This window comes from Exercitatus varius, from assembly GCF_029577735.1.
GTDB classification, from domain to species: Bacteria; Pseudomonadota; Gammaproteobacteria; order Enterobacterales; family Pasteurellaceae; genus Exercitatus; species Exercitatus varius.
Genome location: NZ_JARQTO010000002.1, coordinates 169,203 through 190,019, shown reverse-complemented (window position 1 = coordinate 190,019; position 20,817 = coordinate 169,203). Strand labels below are relative to the sequence as shown.

Genomic DNA, 20,817 nt, shown 5'->3' with positions numbered 1-20,817 from the left:
GGGTAATTAGTCTAACGATGTTCTAACGGAGTTTAAGCGTAACCAATCCCAGTAATACCAGCATCAATGAAATAATCCAGAAACGGATAATCACGCGCGGTTCCGGCCAACCTTTAAGTTCGTAATGATGATGAATCGGCGCCATGCGGAAAATACGTTTTTTACGTAATTTGTAGGAACCCACCTGTAAGATAACCGACACGGTTTCCATTACGAACACGCCGCCCATGATCACCAACAGAAATTCCTGACGAACCAAAACGGCAATGGTGCCTAATGCGCCGCCCAGTGCCAAAGAGCCCACATCGCCCATAAAGACTTGTGCGGGATAAGTATTGAACCACAGAAATCCCAAGCCGGCACCGACAATAGCCGTACAGAAAATCACCAGTTCGGAAGTGTGACTGACATAAGGAATATAAAGATATTTAGAAATTTCAACGTTCCCCGTCGCCCAGGCGATAATCGCAAATGCGCCGGCGACAAAAACCGTCGGCATAATGGCCAAACCGTCTAAACCGTCGGTTAAATTCACGGCGTTACTGGTACCGACAATTACGAAATAAGCCAGCACAATGTAAAACAGTCCCAACTGCGGCATAATATCTTTAAAGAACGGCACCACTAAGCGCGTCGCATCGGTATCTTTACCGATCATATACATGGCAAACACGGCGACGAACGCCACGGCGGATAACCAAAAATATTTCCAGCGGGCAATCAAACCATCGGTATTTTTATATTTGATTTTGCGGTAATCATCCACAAAGCCGATGGCGCCATAGCCCAATAATACGAACAAACTGCACCAGATATACGGATTGGACAAATCGCTCCACAGCAATGAACTGACGGTAATCGTAGCAAGGATCATAATACCGCCCATAGTCGGCGTACCGCGCTTCTGAAAATGGCTTTCCGGCCCGTCATTACGCACTTCCTGACCGAATTTAAAAATCTGCAAACGACGGATCATTTTCGGACCAATCCAAAGCGACAATAACAAAGCGGTCAGCAGCGACAAAACGGCGCGCACAGTCAAGTAAGAAATCACATGAAAACTACTAAAATACTGTTCTAAAAAAGAGGCAAGCCAAACTAACATTTTTTGATTATCCTTCAAATTTTTGCTTTAAAATTGCAATCACATCTTCCATTTTTTGACTGCGCGATCCTTTTGCCAACACCACAACCTGTTGATTATTCTTCAATTTATCATCAATGAGTTCGGCTAAATAATGCGCCATTCCGGTTTTATCGGTGAAATGAATCCCGCGACAGGCCTGGGCAATGACGGCGGATTTCCGCCCGAAACTGGCAACGCAATCCAAATTCGCCGCTTTGGCATAATCCGCCACCTGCTGATGACATTCCCGGCTGTTTTCGCCCAGTTCCGCCATATCGCCCACGGCCAAAATACGAAACGCCTTATAATTTTTCAACACATCAATTGCCGATTTCAGCGAATCCACATTGGCGTTATAGGTATCGTCCAGCAATAATAAATTTTTGCAGGGTTCAATGGGAAATAACCGTCCTTTCACCGGCGAACGTTGCTCCAGTCCCGCTTTCACATCCGCCAATTCGGCGCCGACATTCATAGCCAGCGCCGTTGCCGCCAAGGCGTTACCGATATTGTGCGCGCCTAAATACGGCAGATTGATATCAATCGAACCGGCGGGACTATGCAACGTGAAAGCGGAACCGGATTCCGTCATCCGAACGTTATCCGCCCAATAATCCGCCCGACCGTTCGCGGCGGAAAACGACCGCACCTGACGTCCGCCGATTTCTTTTCCCCATAACGGCAAATAATGGCAATCCAAATTCACCACCGCAATCCCGTCTTCGGGCAAGCCTCGGTAAATTTCGCCTTTTGCCCGCGCCACGCCGTCCAGCGAACCGAAACCTTCCAAATGCGCCAGCGCAATATTATTAATCAACGCCACATCAGGACGCACTAATTTCGTGGTGTAATCGATTTCGCCGGCGTGATTTGCGCCCAGTTCAATCACCGCAAAACGATGTTTCGGTTCCAGACGAAGCAAGGTTAACGGCACGCCGATATCGTTATTGAAATTTCCCTGCGTAAACAAAACGGCATCGGCGGAATCGGTTTGCTCGTGCCCGCCATTATCGTTAAAAAAAACTTCACGATTTTTGACCGCACTTTTCCGTGCCGTCTGTTGCAAAATCGACGCCGTCATCTCTTTTACCGTCGTTTTGCCGGAAGAACCGGTCATCGCAACGGTTAATGGTTTCAGCTCCGCTTTCAACCACTGAGCCAAACGGCCCAGCGCTAAACGGGTATCGGCAACCACAATTTGTGGAACGTCAATTTCACAGACATGATCCACCACAACCGCCGCGTTGCCTTGCTCCACCGCAGACGGCAAATAATCATGAGCATCAAATTTTTCACCTTTTAAGGCGAAAAATAAACCCTTTTGCGTCGGCTGACGCGTATCCGTGCTCACGGCCTCGACCACCGCATTTCCATCGCCGATCAATCTGCCGTTTAGAATTTCCGCCAGTTTTTTTGTTTGTAATCTAATCATTTATAAATATTTCTTTGCTGTTTCCTGATCGGAAAAATGATGCTTTTCTTTTCCGACAATTTGGTAATCTTCATGCCCTTTACCGGCAATTAAAATCACATCATTTTCCGCCGCACATTGAATTGCCGTGCGGATAGCCGCTTCACGGGCATGAATAATTTGCACGTTTTGTAATTGTTCAAAGCCGGCAGTGATATCCGCCACAATTTTGGCCGGCGCTTCCGTGCGGGGATTATCGTCGGTGATGATAATTCGATCGGCGAAACGCTCGGCGACTTTCGCCATCATCGGACGTTTTCCGCTATCGCGATCACCGCCGCAGCCGAAAATGCACCAAAGTTCGCCCGTACAATGAATGCGTGCCGCCGCCAGGGCTTTCTCCAAGGCATCCGGCGTATGGGCATAATCCACCATCACCGTAGGTTTACCGGCCGCCGTAATCATTTCCATGCGGCCGCAAATGCCGCGAAGTTGCGAAGCCGTGCGGATTAAAATCTGTAAAGGATACCCTAAAGCCAGCAACGTTGCCAACACAAGTAATAAATTGCTCACATTAAAAGCGCCGATAAGCCGGCTTTCCAACTTGCCGTCGCCCCAAGCGGAAGCGAATTCAATCTCGGCGCCGTGACCGGTAAAGGAAAGTGCGGTCGATTTCAGCCAGTTTTTTTGTTGCGGTTGAAAATCGGGATCACAACTGACCGCCACCGCATCCGGCAATTCCTGCAACCATGCCCGACCGATTTCATCGTCCGCATTGATAATTTGATATTGCGACGGCAATTCGGTGAACAAACGCTTTTTAGCGTCCGCATAAGCCGCCATGGTGCCGTGATAATCCAAATGATCACGGCTTAAATTGGTGAAAACCACCGCTGCAAATTTTAACGCCTCAATTCGTTTTTGCACCAAACCGTGGGAAGACACTTCAATGGCGGCAAAATTCGCGCCCTGTTCGATAAAATTCGCTAATGAAGATTGGACTTCAATGGCCGAACCGGTCGTGTTGACGGCTGGATGAACCTGTCCCAGCAAGCCGTTTCCGATCGTTCCCATCACGGCGGGCGTCTTCCCTAAAATCTGCGCCCATTGCGCCAATAACTGGGCAACGGTCGTTTTGCCGTTCGTGCCGGTCACACCGATTAACTGCAGGCGTTGAGACGGACTGTCGTAAAATTTATCGGCGATTTCCGATAAATGTTCGGGAAGATTGAAATAAGAAATGACGGGAATATTGCGTTCGAAACGCAGTTGCAAATGTTCGCGCGCATCCTCGCATTCCGCCAAAACCGCTGCGGCATTGCGCTCGATCGCGGCAGAAATAAACCGTCTGCCGTCAACATTGTGGCCTTTTATTGCAACGAAAAGACAGCCAGTCTTAATCGATCGGCTGTCTAAACACATTTCCGTAAGTTGAATACCTTCTAATTCGGGGCGGTTAAGCCCCAAAAGTGCGGTCAAATTTTTCATCGTTTTTTATTAATTTTGTTGCTGCATCGGTGATTGTTGCGAATCCAGTTTAGGTTGTTGACTCAAACGCACCACGCGTCTTGTGATTTTCGCATTTTGCTCGGAAGGCTCGGCATCCGGCGTAATGTTATAGGCTCGCAAAGCATAACCCATAATGCTGGAAAATACCGGTGCGGACACGGCGCCGCCGTAATATTGTCCGGCTTTCGGATCATCAATTAAAATCACCAAAGCGAAACGCGGATCCGTTGCCGGCGCAAGTCCTGCGGTGTAAGCCATGTATTTATCGACATAACGGCCTTTTTCCAATTTTTTCGCCGTACCGGTTTTGATGGCGACGCGATAACCGTCTACCATGGCGCGTTTATTTTTAATCGCCACTTTTTCCATCATGCCAACCACGTCACGGGTAATTTTTTCAGAAAAAACGCGGTTGCCAATCACCGGCGGATCCACTTTGGTAATGGATAACGGACGATAAATGCCGAAGCTGCCTAAAGTGACATAAGCGCGGGCGATTTGCAACGGCGTCGCATTAATACCGTAACCGTAGGCAACGTTTGCGCGTTCGATATCCGCCCAACGTTTACGATTGGCGTTTAAATATCCCGCCTGTTCGCCGCCTAAACCCAAATCCGTCGATTTGCCTAAACCGGCGTTTTGGTAAGTTTCCATTAATGCGGAAGGCGGCATGCGCAAGGCAAGCCGGCTGACCCCACGGTTTGAGGAGTTTTCCAGAATTTCATCCAACGTTTGCTGATTGCGTGGCGCAACGTCTTTAATTTCATGACCGTTCAATACCAAAGGTCCGGTGTTGATGATTTCGCCGCGATGTACGGCGCCGCGTTGAAGTGCGGTCAAAACGACGAAAGGTTTTACCGTAGAACCCGGTTCAAAAGTATCGGTAACCGCTTTGTTACGCATTAAATCTTCCGATACGCCGGTACGTTTGTTCGGATTATAGGAAGGTGCGTTAACCATTGCCAACACTTCGCCCGTACGTACGTCAACCAAGACGGCGGTACCGGACGTTGCGTTATTTTCCGCCACCGCGCGTTTAATTTCGCGATAAACCATAGACTGCAATTTTTCATCGATACTCAACGTCACATTATGCGCTTCGTATTTTTTAATATCGGCGATTTCTTCGACGATTTTACCCTGTTTATCTTTGCGATAAGTACGCGAACCGGATTTACCGAGTAATAATGAGTTAAAGCTCTTTTCAATTCCCTCAATCCCTTTATTGTCCACGTCGGTGAAACCGATTAAATGAGCGGTTTCCTCCGCGCGAGGATAGAAACGGCGGAAATCGCTCACTAACATCACGCCGGGGATTTTTAATTTTTTCACATAGTCGGCAACGCTCGGCGGGACCTGACGGGCAAGATATTCAAAGCGGGAACGGGGTTTCGCCTGAATTTTTGCAGCAATATCTTTATATCGCAAGCCCAAACTGTCCGCTAAAGCGGTCCAGCGCTCGCGATCGTCCAGAGAATGTTCGTCCAGAATCACTTTCGGATCGATAGTAATCGCATGCATCGGCACGCTCACCGAAAGCATTTGTCCGTTGCGGTCTAAAATTGAACCGCGGGCCGATTCGATTGTTAACGTACGTAACGAACGTTTATCCGCTTCGTTGCTGAAGGTTTCCACATTGATCGTCTGTACGAAAGCCGCGCGCGCAATTAACGCAAAAAGACCGAAACAAACGAAACCCACCACCCAATGATAACGCGCTTTCAAGAAACTCTTTTCAAAGGTTACCTTCGGCTTATTCAGTTTCGCACCGCTGCCCACGGATGAAGAAACCGCCGGTTTTTTCACCGTTTTTTTAGGATTGGTACGTTGTCGTGTTGAATTAAATTTGACCATTATTCTAAAATCACCACTTCTTGTTCAGGTTCTACACGTTTCATTCCTAGTTTCACCGTCGAGATCGCTTCAATGCGGGTGTTGTCGCTTAGTGTAGTTTCTTCCAGTTTCAAATTAACAAATTCATTCTCAAGTGCTTGTTTTTCAAACACTAATTCGCCTTTCTCCGCCACCAGCATACGTGTTTGATGAGTAATCCAAACCGTGCCGATAGCGGTACAGGTTATCGCTAAAATCAATGCGATAACGGTTTTATTCAGTTCGCATAAATCCTGAATAATTAAATCCTGCAACGGATAACGTTCACTGTTTAATAACGGTTGATCAGACATCATAATTTCTCCGCTATTCTTAACACGGCACTGCGTGAACGGGGATTCATGGCAATTTCCCGTTCACCGGGCCGGATGGATTTGCCGATCGTTCTTAATGTGCAATGACGTTGAATCTGGTCTTCACGCAACGGCAAGCCTTTCGGAAGCTGTTCCCCCCGACTTTGTTTACGCATGAAACGTTTCACCATTCGATCTTCCAGCGAATGAAAGCTGATGACGGATAAACGACCTTGCGGCGCCAAAACGGTCAGCGCCGATTGCAAAACACTTTCCAGTTCTTCCAATTCGGAATTGATAAAAATACGGATTGCCTGAAAAGAGCGGGTTGCCGGATGTTTGTGTTTGTCCTTGAAAGGTACGGAATTGGAAATCAGTTCCGCCAGCTGTAAAGTGCGGTGAAGAATTTCTTCGTTTTTTTCTACCGCACTTTTATTGTAATTCACGATCGCGGCGGCAATGCGTTTGGCAAAACGTTCTTCACCGAAGGTTTTGAGCACCCAGGCTAAGTCATCTTCGTTCACTTGCGCCAGCCATTCCGCCGCGGACAAACCTTTAGTGGTGTCCATTCGCATGTCCAGCGGTCCGTCTTTCATAAAACTAAAACCGCGTTCTGCGTCGTCCAATTGCGGTGAAGATACGCCGAGATCAAGCAAAATACCGTCAATTTTGCCGATTAACCCGTATTTTTCGCAAATTTCGGGAATTGCAGAGAAACTGTTGTGTTCAATTTGAAAACGCGAATCTTGAATTTTTTTTGCTTCGGCAACGGCCCGAGGATCGCGATCGACGCCGATAAGACGCCCGTTCGGAGAAAGTTTGGAGAGGATTAAGCGCGAATGACCGCCGCGCCCGAAGGTGGCGTCAATGTAAATACCTTGATCTTTCAACGCTAAACCCTGCACTGCTTCATGAAGTAAAACAGTGGCGTGTTCAGGATGAGAAAAAGTATTGCGCTCGCTCATAAATAAACCACAAAATAAAATGAATTTTAAAAATCGAATGACGAACTCATTAATGAACGTCAGATGAGATAAAGCGGCGATAACTCGCCGTTTATCTTTTTTATCTAGCTATCACGCTAGTTTGCTAGTGCCGCTGTTGTTGAATTTATAATGACAGCGTTTTTAATGCGTCGGACAAGGCGAATTCAGCGCTGGATCCTAATACCATGTCCTGTTCAATTTGGGCGTTCCATTCGGATTCCGACCAAATCTCGAATTTATTGAGTTGTCCCACCAACATAATATTTTTTTCTAATTTTGCCCGTTGGCGTAACGGCTCGCTCAGCAGAATCCGCCCCGCGCTGTCTAGCGCACATTCGGTAGCGTACCCTAACATAACTCGTTGCAAACTACGCAAAGCCGGATCAAAATTTGCCAGTGATAACAACTTTTGTTCAATCATTTCCCATTCGGATAAAGGATAAAGCAGCAAGCAAGGCTGGCGGATGTCAACGGTACAAACCAGTTGACCTTGATTTTGATCCAGGATCTCGGGACGATAACGCGTCGGGATCGCTAAACGTCCCTTTGCATCTAAATTTATCGCCGAAGCTCCACGGAACATGGGTACCTCAAAAATCTCGCCAAGTTAACTTTTTGCGCTGTTTTTGCAGATAAAATCCAAATATCTCCACAAAACGCCACTTTTTACCACTTATTTGCCATTCTATAGATTGATTGATGAAGTTGCAAGCGATTAATACGGAAAAAAGAAAAATCCGTAGAAAAATTACGGATAAAAAACCGCACTTTATTTGCATAAAGTGCGGTCAATTTTAAAGAAGTTTTTTACGAAGTTAATCGTTTTCCTGTTGATCTTTCGGAATCGGTTTTAAGAACACAAGGAAAGAAATCAGCGCCACCGCAGTGGTTGCCACGCCAACCCAAACGGACACGTCATAAGACAAACCGAAGCCGATTGGGGCATTGGCGATATAAGTGGAACAAACCAAAGTCATGAAAATTGCCGGGATCGTTGTGATCCAGTGGAATTTTTGGTGACGGAATAAATAAGCGGAAGCCGTCCATAACATCACCATCGCTGTGGTTTGGTTCGCCCAACCGAAGTAACGCCATAATACCTGGAAGTCCACGGTAGATACCCAGAAGCCGATAGCGAATAACGGAATGGCAATCGTCAAACGTTTTATCAGTGAACGTTGTTCGAATTTGAAGAAATCCGCGATTAACAAACGTGCCGCACGGAATGCGGTGTCGCCGGATGTGATTGGTAATACCACCACGCCTAATACCGCTAAAATGCCGCCAAATACGCCGAGCATACCGATGGCCGAATCATAAACCACTTTAGAAGGCGTACCTTTCAAAGCTTCCAGTAAAGACGCCTGGTCGTCATAAAAACTTAAACCGACCATACACCAAATTAACGCAATCACGCCTTCACCAATCATTGCACCGTAGAAAATGAAGCGACCTTCTTTTTCATTTTGGGTACAACGCGCCATCAACGGGGATTGAGTGGCATGAAAACCGGAAACCGCGCCACAGGCAATGGTAACAAACAATAACGGCCAAAGCGGAGTGCCTTCCTTCGGATGTAAATTGGCAAAGAAATCCGCCAGCGTCACATCATGACCTAATTCCGTCGTAATCGTACGGAAAAGCGGAATCCCTTCAAAAAATAAACCGAATAGCATTCCTAACGTCATAAACATTAATAAGCCGCCGAAAATCGGATAAATTCGGCCGATAATTTTGTCAATCGGCACCAATGTCGCCAGGATGTAATAAATAAAGATGATGGCGGTCCATATCATCAGAATATTGGTATTGCTGGCACCGGCTTCATCATTCACCGCCGCTGCTCCGACACCGCCGGATGTCATTAAATCGTTGGTAATATTGGTTAATAATGACGCCGGACTTGCTACGAACACCACGCCTACTAACAGAAGCAGTAAAATCGCAATAAAGTTCATAAAATGTTTTGCCGGACGACCGAGATATTTCCCCGCCAGGAAAGGAATGTTGGCGCCGCCGTTACGAATACTCAGCATACCGCTGAAATAATCGTGCACCGCTCCGGCAAAAACGCAGCCGAAAACAATCCACAGCATTGCCACCGGTCCGTATAACGCCCCCAAAATCGGCCCGAAAATCGGTCCGGTTCCGGCAATATTCAATAATTGAATCAGCCAGATTTTATTTTTAGACATCGGCACGTAATCCACTCCGTCGCCCATGGAATAGGCCGGCGTTTTACGTTCCGGATTAATCACGAAGATTTTTTCGACGACTTTACTGTAAAGCCAATAGCCCAAAAGTAAAATCGCTACGCAAATAAAAAACCACAACATACAAATATCCTTAGATAAATAAAAAAACCGGGCATATTGTATGAAGTGGTTAAAAAGAAGTAAATGAGATTTTGACGATCCTTGAACGGAAAAATCAAAAATGTGATCTTATTCAAATTATTTTGTCTGTTTCGGCGGGTTTTTAATTATATTTCCCCGTTCATCGGTCTTGACAATCGGCGTACAACTACGGCAAGCGCCCGAATCCAGCCCGAGTTCGCGACAAAATCGGTCATATTTCTCCACTAAAGACTTAAACCAGTTTTGTGATGTTTTTTGTTCGCTCATTCCCGCCTCCCGCTGTGATAACGGGTTTATATTATGAATGAACTAACAAAAATTCAACATTTTTTTCACTTCCCGCCGACATTGCACAAGCCAGTTCTTTTTGCCGTTCCAGCGTACGACATCCGCTTGTTCCCGACGGCAAAAATCAGCCAGAACCGGATAATCCGAGGCCTCCGACAAAGCCAACTTACGACGAATTGCCGGCACTGTCGCCGCTAAAGTACGGTGATTTTCCGCGAAGTTTTTCAAATGTACTTCATCCTGCGGACTATATTGCCAGCACGGCGGAAAATCAAAATCCGCGCGCAAAGGATGAAAACCGAGCGAAAAATTCCGTTTAAAATCCAGTTCCGCACGCCGAACCAATGCCAGCCCGGCAACCGAAATTCCTTTCAACGCAATCGCCGAATAACAACCGCTGCTCGCTTCCCGACTTTCCCCCAAATGCACCAAAATAAACCCGCACTTTTGCCAAAAACCCGCCAATTCCGGCGTATAACCAAAACTGACGGAAACAAAATCCGCCGCACAATTTTGCAACAAATGCGCGACTAACTGCCGCCCTAAACCTTGCCGTTGCCAGGCGGGTTGTACCGCAATTCGCGAAATGCGCAAAGAATTCAGCGCAAGAAAAGCGGAATCATTCTGTTGCTGAGCCAATTTCTGCGCCGCCAAATTTCCTTTAGGACGACGCAAACCCACGCAAATATCCCGAATCAGCCGTTCGTCCTGCAACCCCTCTTCCACCAGCCACATGCCGCCCAGTAAGGCGGAATCCGTTTCCGCCAGCCAAAACCGCTGTTTCGGTGCATCAAACAAACGACGCAAATCCAACGGCGAAGTGCGGTAATGCGCCAAAGTCAGCAAACCGTAAAAATCCCGAATGCGGGCAACGATTTCAGACTGAAAAACTTGTCGAATTTTGACCGCACTTTGCGGCGAAAAACCCGGCTGCACAAGATTATCTTCGCATTCCAGCAGCAACAATTCGTCGATAAAAGGCTCCAGCCTGTCATCTTCACGCCAACGCATGGGGCGGGTTAACTGAAAATGCTGAAAAGTGCGGTGAAGATTGGCCAGGAATTTCAGCAAAAATCCTCGGCCCGTTCCTTCGTAACTGTGAACGGTCGTCGTGATGACAATATGCTTAAAAGCGGAAATCAATTGAAATAACGACGGCAACGGCAACATCGCCGCTTCATCGATAAACAGCCAATCTTCGGCGAATCGGCTGGGATCGTCGTTGATTTGCCGGATCAAATCGTCAGGCGCGATAAAATTCGGCGCTTCGCCTGCAAAATCTTGCAAAATTTTGACCGCACTTTTATTCGGCGCAGTTAAGCGCAGGGTCGGGTTGCCCGCTTCACGAAGTTTTTTTACCAGAAAACCCGCCAATGCCGATTTTCCCCGTCCGCGTTTGGCGCTGATAATATAAAGATCGGATTTTTGCCGCAGAATTTGATTGATGATTGCCGATTGCCGATTCGTCGCCCGGAGTGGCAATTCGTTCCGCTCTGCGTCGCATTCAGGAAGAGGCGCATATAATATATCTTTGCGAAACGGTTCAAGTAGCTGATAAAAATGACGATCAAAATTCGGCGTCGCAATCCCTTGTTCTACTCCTGACCAACGCCGGCTGTCCGAATCCGTTTGCCGGTTTTTGTCCAGCCATAAAACCAGTTCGCCACCGGCTTTTAACGTGCCGACCGCCATTGCCAGGGCGTCTAAATTCAACGCGGCTCGACCGTCATACAAAATCCAATCAAATTCTCGCCCCAGCAGGTTTTTGGCCTGACTAAAATTTTCAGGCGATAAAACGACCGCACTTTCCTTTAAATTTTGCGGAAAGTGCGGTGGATTTTGATCGAATTTTAACGTTAAACGGCGCGGCTGCATCATACTTCGTCGTAAGAATAAGGATCGGCAAAGCCCAGCTCCGTCATAATTTTCGTTTCCAGGCTTTCCATCTCGACGGCTTCGTCTTCTTCAATGTGATCGTAACCGAGCAAATGCAGGCTGCCGTGCACCACCATGTGCGCCCAGTGCGCCAATAACGGTTTGCCCTGCTCTTCCGCTTCCCGTTCCACAACCTGGCGGCAAACGACCAAATCGCCAAGCAGCGGCAATTCCACTTCGTCGGGACATTCAAAGGGAAAGGACAACACGTTGGTCGGGCGATCTTTGCCGCGATAAGTTAAATTTAAATGATGACTTTCCGCTTCGTCCACAATACGAACGGTAATTTCCGGCTCAACCGCTTCCGCCCGAACGGCACGCGTCGCCCAAACGGTAAACTGTTCGAGAGTCGGCAGATTTTCGCTGTTTTCGGTAGCGATTTGGAGATCGATGATAACATTATTCATAAATATTTCTCGTCTGAGCGTATATCATACGTCCGCGGTTATTCATTGCCTTGTTCGCGTTCCAAACGGCGTTGCGCCGCGATTTTCTGCTTACGCGCGTCGTCTTCCGCTTCCCATTTTTCGTAGGCCTGAACCACTTTGGCGACGACCGGATGACGAACGATGTCCTGGCTGTCGAAGTAATTAAAGCTTAATTCTTTCACTTCGGATAACACTTCGACGGCGTGTTTTAAGCCCGATTTCTGGCTGCGCGGTAAGTCCACTTGGGTTACGTCGCCGGTAATCACCGCTTTGGAATTAAACCCAATTCGGGTCAGGAACATTTTCATTTGTTCGACAGTGGTATTTTGGCTTTCGTCGAGAATAATAAAACTGTCGTTCAACGTACGACCGCGCATATAAGCAAGCGGCGCAATTTCAATGACATTACGTTCCATCAGCTTTTCCACCCGTTCAAAACCGAGCATTTCGAACAAGGCGTCGTATAAGGGGCGCAAATAAGGTTCGATTTTGGAGCCCAGATCGCCCGGCAGAAAGCCCAGTTTTTCGCCGGCTTCCACGGCGGGACGGGTTAACAAAATACGGCGGATTTCCTGGCGTTCCAAGGCTTCCACCGCCGCCGCTACGGCGAGAAAAGTCTTGCCGGTGCCCGCCGGCCCGATACCGAAACTGATATCGTGGGTTAAAATATTATGCAGATATTCAATCTGATTTTTACCGCGCGGTTTAATCAGCCCGCGTTTGGTTTTAATCGTGGTGCCGTATACCTTGCTTTCCGCGCGCTCGTCTTCCGTCGTCTGACTTAACATGCGGCTTTCCTGAATCGCAAGATGAATATCATTAAGATCCAACTCTTTAATTTTGCCGCGCACCGGCGCCGTTTCCGCATACAAATGCTGAATCAATTTCGCAGCATTTTGAATCAGTTTGGCGTGATGAGGCTTTGTCGGTTGGTCGGCGGATTGAATGCCGAAATGAAAATTCCGGCGAGAAATGCGGAGATTAAATTCTTTTTCAATGAGTTTGAGATTATCGTCGAACGCTCCGCAAAGCGCTTGAAGCCGGTGATTATCTTCGGGAGAGAGCGTAAATCCTTCTTGCTGTGGCGTTGTCAAGTTTATGTCCTTAATTGATATCGGGATCGCCCGCTTAGTGCATGCGTTATTGTAGAAAAGTGCGGGCGATTTTTCCAGTGTTTTAAAAAACTCCTCAAAAATCGCCCGCACTTTTTCCTGTATTGCGCGTTTTTTGCGTCATTAAGACGGCAATTCCGGAAACAGCATGTTGATTACATTCTGCGTTAACCGTCTGGATTTGCCTTGATACGGGAAAATATGCATCATCATCATCGGATTGAAATTGGCTTCAATCACGCCCCAAGATTGCAAATTAGGCTCGGCCGGCTTTTTCAGATCAGGAATGATCAAATCCACGCCGCACACCGCCGCGCCCATGGCTTTGGTAATGCCCACTGCAAGCGCTTTATAACTCGGATGCATTTCATCCGTCATGTCGATACTGTCGCCGCCGGTGCTGATATTGGAATTTGCCCGCAGCTGTACGATTTGTCCTTTGGCGGGAATGCTGTCAACCGTAAAACCCTGTTCTTTCAGCTGCAACCGTTCAATATCGCCCAACGCAATCTTTTTCAGCGGCGTTCGGCTGCCGTCGCCGCGTAACGGATGATTGTTTTTGGCCGCCACCAATTCCGACATCGTATGCACGCCGTCACCCACTACGTTGGCTGGTACGCGCAGCAACACGGCAAGAGTTTGATCGCCCAACACGAAAAATCGGTATTCGGTGCCGCTTAAATAATCTTCCACCATGATTTCTTTGTCTTCACGGAAAGCGATTTCAACGGCTTTGGCGAAATCCTCGCGATCATGCACGCCCTGTTGGAAAATAGTGATGCCCAAACCGTAATTGGTGGATTTCGGCTTAATCACCACGGGGCGCCCTTCAAACAGACCGTAACTGGCAACCGCTTGTTCGATACCGGTAAATTCCAGACTTTTCGGCACGTTGAAACCGGCTTTTTCCAGTACTTTTTTAGTCACCACTTTGTTTTCCATGATAAGCGGTGAAATATAGCTGTCACGGCTTGTCATATTACCGTTTTTCACATATTCGAAATGCTCGCCGAACTGCAGGCGCAGGAACTGATCGTTTTCATCCAGAATTTCCATTTCCAGCCCTTTTTGAATCGCATCAAACATTAAAGCTTGGGTGGATAATTCCATATTGTCGAAAGCGGTTAAGGCATAAAAACGTTCAAACGCCTGCGCTTTATGACGTTGCGCCAGTTCCGCGCCCAGTTTTTGATAACCGCCGGCTTGTTCAATGGCGGCAACTAAACGGGCGCACAAAGTTTGTTCCGGACGGGCAAACTGCGTGAGTTTTTCTTGCGCAATTTCCACCGCACTTTCATCGGCGCCGATGTCTTTTAACATGTCGATTAAGGCGTTCAGAATCTGTTCGCCTTCGGCGCGATAAGCCGTTTCCCGGCGAGGATCTTCAAACGCCACTTCCATCAGACGCGCCTTGCCTAATTCCACACCGGCCTGATCCGCGGTTTCCTCCAGCCAAATCATCAGCAGAATAAAATAATGAACGAATTTTGCGTCGCGCAAATTCATGCCGTACGGTTCGAACGGATTCAAATCGAATAAGCGGAATTCCAGATATTGAATCCCGGTATGCAGGAATTCCCGGGCCTTTTTCGCTCCGCGCAAACGCACATTGGAATAAAATTCTTTTTCCGCAACCAACTTGCCCGAATTCACCCAATGTTCCAGGGTTTCCACATATTTAGGAATGCTGTCGAAAGACACCACAATTTCAGGCGCATTCACGTAGCCGTATTGGCTGGAACGCAAACTGCGCACATATTGATTCGGCTTCAGCGGCGAACCCGCTTTGAAATAATTCGCTTCCGCCGTCGGCGTAGCGGATAACAAATAGAGTAAAATCCATTGATAACGCAGGAAATTTTTTGCCATTTTCAGATATAAATTATTCTGAAATTCCACTGCGTTCTGATATTCATTTTGCGTATGAAATAATGCGTCAATCAGCGCCGGATCAAGCTGGAAATTATAATGAATGCCGCTCACCATTTGCTTGTAAGCGCCGTAGGATTCCACCAAATGTTCGCGATACGCCACATCTTCGGGATTTTCCAGTTGAGCGACTTTAATGTCCTTTTCCGGCGGCAATCCGGCTGGCATGCTCATGGGAAAAATGAATTCGTCTTCCGGTAATGTGCGTAATACCACTTCATGAATGGTTTGCAGCCAGCGGAAGGTATCTTCCAGTTTCTTATTCGGCGGCGTAATCAATTCAAGCTGGCTTTCCGCAAAATCCGTTTGTATGTACGGATGAAAGGATCGCTTACCAAATGCCTTCGGATGTTCGGAGGTTACCACCGAGCCGTCGCGATGCACACGCTGGCTTTCTTTTTCCAGACCGAAATAGCCCTGCCGGAATAATAATTCAAGATGATTTTGTTTAATAATATGCCGTAAATTCATAAGTATCCTTCCATGCCAAACAGGCTTTACGCAAAATACGCGAACTGTACAAATATCCCTACTGTACCACCGATTGGATAATTTCGCCACAGTTAAAAAAGTGCGGTCAAATTTGACCGCACTTTTTTACCTTTAAGATCAACTACTTATACTCAACCACAATATCCGAGGCTTTAATGCTGTCGCCGTAAATAGGTGCTAACACCTTATCGTACGCCTGCTGTAATACCCCTTCTTTACCCAGTTTTTCCGTTTCGGCGTTTAACCATTCCAGCAAATCTTTGTCTTCTTTACGCACGGCGCCGGCGATAAAGTCAATGTCGCCCAATTCTTTTATACCGACGGTGAAACCCGGATTTTCTTTCACCCAGGCGAACAATAACGCGTTGTCATGAGCAAGGGCGTCGCCGCGACCGTCACGCAAAGCTTCGAATGTTTCGGTGTTTTGTTCGAATTTCAACAAGTTGATTTGCGGGAAATTTTTGCTGAAATAAGCGTCCGCGGTGGTGCCTTTGTTCACCAATAAGGTTTTGCCTTCCAATTGTTTCACATCGGTAATCACGGCGCCGTCTTTTGATACCACGCCCAGCGCCACTTTCATGTAAGGTTTGGCGAAATCCACCACTTCCTGGCGAGCCGGCGTAACCGTGAAATTAGCCAACGTGATGTCCACTTTGTTAGAAAGCAGATATTCCGCGCGGTTTGCAGCTTCCACCAACACGAATTCCACTTTGTTCTCATCGCCCAGCAAATCTTTGGTTAAGGCTTTGGCGATTTCCACATCAAATCCCTGATTTTTGCCGTCTTTGTCCACATAACCGAACGGCGGTTTGTCGCTGAATACGCCGATGCGGATTTTGTCCGCTTGTTTAATCCGTTCCAGCGCGGAAGCTTTTGTCGCATCAGCGTTTGCCGATTGCGCGTCGTTCTTATCGTTGCATGCCGTGATGCCCGCGGCCAGCAGTAGCGAAGCAAAAAGTGCGGTCAATTTTTTAAATGTTTTGTTCATAGTCTGTTCCTCTTGACTCGTAATTTAAAATGTTCAGAAAGGCTTTTGCGCGATCCGTTTTCGGGTTAGTAAAGAAATATTCGGGAATGTCCTGTTCGATGATTTCGCCCCTGTCCATAAACACAATCCGATCCGCCACTTGGCGGGCAAAACCCATTTCGTGGGTAACGATCAACATGGTCATGCCTTCTTTCGCCAGATTCAAAATCACATCCAGCACTTCGCGCACCATTTCGGGATCCAGCGCGGCGGTGACTTCGTCGAACAGCATAATTTCAGGATTCATACATAAAGAACGCACAATAGCGATACGCTGTTTCTGACCGCCGGACAATTCACGCGGATAAGCGTTTTTACGATCGTACAGACCGACCCGTTTCAGCAATTCATCGGCCTGCTTTTCCACTTCTTCCCGTTTGCGTTTTTGTACTTTCATCGGGCCGAGCAAAATGTTATCGATCACCGACATATGGGAAAACAATTCGTAGCTCTGAAAAACCATGCCGATATGCTGACGCACTTCTACCCAGGAAATGTCTTTGCCTAGTTTGCCGTAGTTTTGCAACGTCAATTCACCGCTTTTGATTTCCTCTAAGCCGTTAATGCAACGCAATAATGTACTTTTGCCGCATCCGGACGGCCCCAGAATCACAACGACTTCGCCTTTTCTCACGGATAAATCAATGCCGTTAAGAGCGGTCACTTCGCCGTAGTTTTTGACCAAATTTTTAATTTCAAGCAATGCCATAATTTCTAATTTTCCCAACGGCTTTCCAAATATTTTGAAAATAACGATAACGGATAACAAATCACAAAATACAGTACGAAAATGACTCCGTAAATCCACAGCGCCGCCGACGGATCCGTAAACAGGGACGTTTCAATAATCTGTTGTCCTACTTTGATGACTTCCAATACACCGATTAACATCGCCAGCGAACTGGTTTTCACCATACGCGTGAACAGATTGATCGCGCCCGGCGTCACGCGTTTTAAACTTTGCGGCAACAAAATATAAATAAAAGTCTGCATTTTGCTTAAACCCAGCGCGTAAGCCGCTTCAACCTGATGTTTTTCAATGGACGTTAAGGCGCCGCGCACCAAATCGCCCATTTCCGCCGCGCCCCAGAAAACAAAAACGACAATACAGACCAAAACGCCGTCTAAATGGGCGTTAAACCACTTGGCGAAGCCGAAATAAACTAAAAATAACAGCACCAGCAGCGGGATAATGCGTACCACTTCCAAATAAAACCGGCACAAAAAACGGATAATTTTGTTTCGGCTTGTCATCACTATGCCCAATAACACGCCGAGAATACAGGCGAAGAAAACCGAGACAAACGCGATTTCCGCCGTCACGCCGAGTCCGCCGAGCAAACGCTCGAAATTCGAACCTTGAAAAAGAATGCCCAATCCCATGTTACGCTCCATATTTTGCGCGGCGTAAACGGCGCTCCAAATAACGGATATAAACGGAAACCGGCAATAAAATAATCAAATAAAACACCACCAGCAAAAACAAGGCTTCGTTGGTTTTATAATCCATACCGATTATATCTTTCGCCAAAAACATTAATTCCGCCACCGCAATGGCGCTGATAACCGAAGTTTCTTTCATGAGAAACAAGCAGTTGGCGCCGATAGCGGGCGTTGAAATAGCGAATGCCTGCGGGAAAATCACGTAACGAAACGCCTGCCGCGAGGTCAATCCCAAACTCAGCGCACTTTCGATTTGTCCTTTGGACACCGCTTCCAGCCCGGCTCGGAAGGCTTCCGCCATGTAACTGCCGCCCAGAAAAGCCAGTCCGATTATTCCGCAGGTGAAGCCGTCCAGTTTGATACCGATTTTCGATAACCCGAAATAAAGAAAAAATACCTGAATCAGCAGCGGCGTGTTACGCGAAAGCTCAATATAAGCTTTCACGAACCCTTGCAATCCGCGGATTTTATACACAAGCGCCACCGCGCAAAACATGCCGATAATCATCGACAGAATAATGCTCCAAAGGGATAAATTCAGCGTCAGCAGGGTTGCGTCGATAAATCTCGGGACGGCGTTCCAAATATATTGCCAGTTCATTATGATAAATTTGTCAGGATTTCGATTGAATCATTATACGGGGCGCTAATATGAATAAGAAATAATGCTTCGCTATGTTTTATAACCAATCGCCATAAAAAACGACCGCACTTTACGTCAAAGTGCGGTCAAAAAATGAAAGGTTTTTTATGCGAAGATTACGCCACGTATTTGCCGACGCCCAATTCGTCTTCTTTACGGGTGCGTTGGATCACCGATTGCGGCGATTGCTCCACTCGTAATCCCATTTCATCTTCGGTACGTACCACATCGCCGCGCAGAGAATTGGTAAACACGTCGGTAATTTTAATATCGACAAATTTGCCAATCATATCCGGCGTGCCTTTGAAATTCACAATGCGGTTGTTTTCGGTGCGACCGGTCAATTCCATAATGTCTTTCTTCGACGGGCCTTCCACCAGCACGCGCTGTTCGGTGCCAAGCATTGCGCGGCTGAATTTCGCCGCCTGATTATTGATCCGTTGCTGAAGCAAATACAGACGCTGTTTTTTCTCTTCTTCGCTCACGTCGTCCGGCATGTCTGCCGCCGGCGTGCCCGGACGGGCGGAATACACAAAGCTGAAACTCATGTCGAAATTCACATCGGCAATCAGATTCATGGTTTGCTCAAATTCCGCATTGGTTTCTCCCGGGAAGCCGACGATGAAATCCGAACTGATTTGAATATCCGGACGAACTTTGCGTAATTTACGGATAATGGACTTATATTCCAACGCCGTATGACCGCGTTTCATCATGGTCAGAATACGATCGGAACCCGCCTGCACCGGTAAATGCAGGAAACTGACCAATTCGGGCGTGTCCGCGTAAACCTCAATAATATCGTCGGTGAATTCAATCGGATGACTGGTGGTGAAACGCAGGCGGTCAATACCGTCGATGGAAGCCACTAAACGCAATAATTCGGCAAAAGTACAAATACCGCCGTCGTGCGTCGGGCCGCGATAGGCGTTTACATTTTGTCCTAACAGATTGATTTCGCGCACGCCCTGTTCCGCCAACTGCGCCACTTCAAACAAAACGTCGTCCAGCGGACGGCTGACTTCTTCCCCGCGGGTATAAGGCACGACACAATAGGTGCAATATTTATTACAGCCTTCCATAATCGAAACGAATGCAGTCGGACCTTCCGCTTTCGGCTCGGGCAGGCAATCGAATTTTTCGATTTCCGGGAAACTGACGTCCACCACCGAACTTTTACCGCCTCGAATCTGATTAATCATTTCAGGCAAACGGTGTAAAGTTTGCGGCCCGAAAATAATATCTACGAAGGGCGCGCGTTCGCGAATATGCTCGCCTTCCTGTGATGCGACGCAACCGCCCACACCGATGATTAAACCCGGCTTTTCATTCTTCCAGGTTTTCCAACGACCTAATTGGGAAAAAACTTTTTCCTGTGCTTTTTCACGAATCGAACAGGTATTTAACAGCAATACGTCCGCCTGTTCCGCATCTTCCGTCAATTCCAGTCCGTGAGTGCTGAACAATAAATCGGCAATTTTAGCGCTGTCATACTCATTCATCTGACAGCCCCAGGTTTTAATATGTAATTTCTGTGTCATTTTCTGAATTCATTAAGAATGTAATAGATAAAATTAGTCGGTTATTTTACAAGCTTAGAATAAGATTGACCAGGGTTAATTTCGGCTGTTTACGGATTTCTCGGATTCTCCGTTCAAGCTTGCATCCTCTTCATAAATTCAAACCGACGGACAAAAATATCCGTGATTTATTTTCTTCAAATATCGCCTGTCAGATCGTCGTTACGGTATTTTTCGGGCCATATCAAAATGATTAAATAAAATCATAAGATTTAAATAAATCATAAAATGTGATTCAGATCACAACTTACTCGGAAAATAAACGCTATACTCCTCAATAATTCCCAATATACCGGCGAATCGAATAACGTGTTCAATCAGATTGAAAATGCTCAAAATCAAATAAGAAGATCATTTTTGCGCCA

The 20,817-nt window shown here is 47.0% G+C and carries 18 protein-coding genes; all 18 read right to left on the bottom strand.

What is annotated here, in order from left to right:
* Positions 1 to 22: 22 nt before the first annotated feature.
* The 18 genes from mraY to miaB all read right to left on the bottom strand — a co-directional run bounded on the left by mraY (position 23) and on the right by miaB (position 20,413).
* Positions 23 to 1,105, bottom strand: a complete 1,083-nt coding sequence (gene mraY, locus P7M01_RS03505) for a phospho-N-acetylmuramoyl-pentapeptide-transferase (protein WP_202936928.1) — start codon at positions 1,103 to 1,105, stop codon at positions 23 to 25.
* A 7-nt stretch (positions 1,106 to 1,112) separates the two neighbouring features.
* Entirely contained in the window at positions 1,113 to 2,558 is a 1,446-nt protein-coding gene (gene murF / locus P7M01_RS03500) for a UDP-N-acetylmuramoyl-tripeptide--D-alanyl-D-alanine ligase (protein WP_317483005.1), read from the bottom strand.
* Positions 2,559 to 4,025 (bottom strand): UDP-N-acetylmuramoyl-L-alanyl-D-glutamate--2,6-diaminopimelate ligase, encoded by a 1,467-nt coding sequence (murE, locus tag P7M01_RS03495; RefSeq protein ID WP_317483004.1) that lies wholly within the window; start codon positions 4,023 to 4,025, stop codon positions 2,559 to 2,561.
* Positions 4,026 to 4,034: 9 nt separating this feature from the next.
* Positions 4,035 to 5,900 carry a peptidoglycan glycosyltransferase FtsI gene (gene ftsI, locus P7M01_RS03490; protein WP_202936925.1) on the bottom strand — a complete coding sequence of 622 codons (1,866 nt, stop codon included), beginning with the start codon at positions 5,898 to 5,900 and terminating at the stop codon, positions 4,035 to 4,037.
* Positions 5,900 to 6,232: a cell division protein FtsL gene (ftsL, locus tag P7M01_RS03485; RefSeq protein ID WP_202937798.1), complete on the bottom strand. Its 333-nt coding sequence runs from the start codon at positions 6,230 to 6,232 to the stop codon at positions 5,900 to 5,902. Before ftsL ends, ftsI begins: the two co-directional genes overlap by 1 nt.
* Entirely contained in the window at positions 6,232 to 7,197 is a 966-nt protein-coding gene (gene rsmH, locus P7M01_RS03480) for a 16S rRNA (cytosine(1402)-N(4))-methyltransferase RsmH (RefSeq protein ID WP_317483003.1), read from the bottom strand. The genes ftsL and rsmH overlap by 1 nt, the downstream gene beginning before the upstream one ends.
* 145 nt (positions 7,198 to 7,342) lie before the next feature.
* Positions 7,343 to 7,801 (bottom strand): division/cell wall cluster transcriptional repressor MraZ, encoded by a 459-nt coding sequence (mraZ, locus tag P7M01_RS03475; protein WP_202936923.1) that lies wholly within the window; start codon positions 7,799 to 7,801, stop codon positions 7,343 to 7,345.
* A 232-nt stretch (positions 7,802 to 8,033) separates the two neighbouring features.
* Entirely contained in the window at positions 8,034 to 9,554 is a 1,521-nt protein-coding gene (locus P7M01_RS03470) for a carbon starvation CstA family protein (RefSeq protein ID WP_317479965.1), read from the bottom strand.
* A 117-nt stretch (positions 9,555 to 9,671) separates the two neighbouring features.
* On the bottom strand, positions 9,672 to 9,842 hold the full coding sequence (locus P7M01_RS03465) for a DUF5363 domain-containing protein (protein ID WP_317478952.1): 171 nt from the start codon (positions 9,840 to 9,842) through the stop codon (positions 9,672 to 9,674).
* Between the two features lie 42 nt (positions 9,843 to 9,884).
* A complete protein-coding gene (locus P7M01_RS03460; protein WP_394853428.1) occupies positions 9,885 to 11,738 on the bottom strand; it encodes a GNAT family N-acetyltransferase in 1,854 nt (617 codons plus the stop codon).
* Entirely contained in the window at positions 11,738 to 12,205 is a 468-nt protein-coding gene (gene ybeY / locus P7M01_RS03455) for an rRNA maturation RNase YbeY (RefSeq protein ID WP_317483001.1), read from the bottom strand. The genes P7M01_RS03460 and ybeY overlap by 1 nt, the downstream gene beginning before the upstream one ends.
* Positions 12,206 to 12,243: 38 nt before the next feature.
* Positions 12,244 to 13,320 carry a PhoH family protein gene (locus P7M01_RS03450; protein WP_317483000.1) on the bottom strand — a complete coding sequence of 359 codons (1,077 nt, stop codon included), beginning with the start codon at positions 13,318 to 13,320 and terminating at the stop codon, positions 12,244 to 12,246.
* A gap of 141 nt (positions 13,321 to 13,461) precedes the next feature.
* Positions 13,462 to 15,738 (bottom strand): bifunctional glutamate--cysteine ligase GshA/glutathione synthetase GshB, encoded by a 2,277-nt coding sequence (gene gshAB, locus P7M01_RS03445; RefSeq protein WP_317482999.1) that lies wholly within the window; start codon positions 15,736 to 15,738, stop codon positions 13,462 to 13,464.
* 142 nt (positions 15,739 to 15,880) lie between these two features.
* Positions 15,881 to 16,747 carry a cysteine ABC transporter substrate-binding protein gene (locus tag P7M01_RS03440; RefSeq protein WP_317481689.1) on the bottom strand — a complete coding sequence of 289 codons (867 nt, stop codon included), beginning with the start codon at positions 16,745 to 16,747 and terminating at the stop codon, positions 15,881 to 15,883.
* Positions 16,731 to 17,495 carry an amino acid ABC transporter ATP-binding protein gene (locus P7M01_RS03435; RefSeq protein ID WP_317483044.1) on the bottom strand — a complete coding sequence of 255 codons (765 nt, stop codon included), beginning with the start codon at positions 17,493 to 17,495 and terminating at the stop codon, positions 16,731 to 16,733. The genes P7M01_RS03440 and P7M01_RS03435 overlap by 17 nt, the downstream gene beginning before the upstream one ends.
* A gap of 5 nt (positions 17,496 to 17,500) precedes the next feature.
* Positions 17,501 to 18,169 (bottom strand): amino acid ABC transporter permease, encoded by a 669-nt coding sequence (locus tag P7M01_RS03430; RefSeq protein ID WP_202936914.1) that lies wholly within the window; start codon positions 18,167 to 18,169, stop codon positions 17,501 to 17,503.
* Position 18,170: 1 nt separating this feature from the next.
* On the bottom strand, positions 18,171 to 18,830 hold the full coding sequence (locus P7M01_RS03425; protein ID WP_202936913.1) for an amino acid ABC transporter permease: 660 nt from the start codon (positions 18,828 to 18,830) through the stop codon (positions 18,171 to 18,173).
* Between the two features lie 158 nt (positions 18,831 to 18,988).
* Positions 18,989 to 20,413, bottom strand: coding sequence for a tRNA (N6-isopentenyl adenosine(37)-C2)-methylthiotransferase MiaB (gene miaB / locus P7M01_RS03420; RefSeq protein WP_317475063.1), 1,425 nt, complete (start codon positions 20,411 to 20,413; stop codon positions 18,989 to 18,991).
* Positions 20,414 to 20,817: the final 404 nt, after the last annotated feature.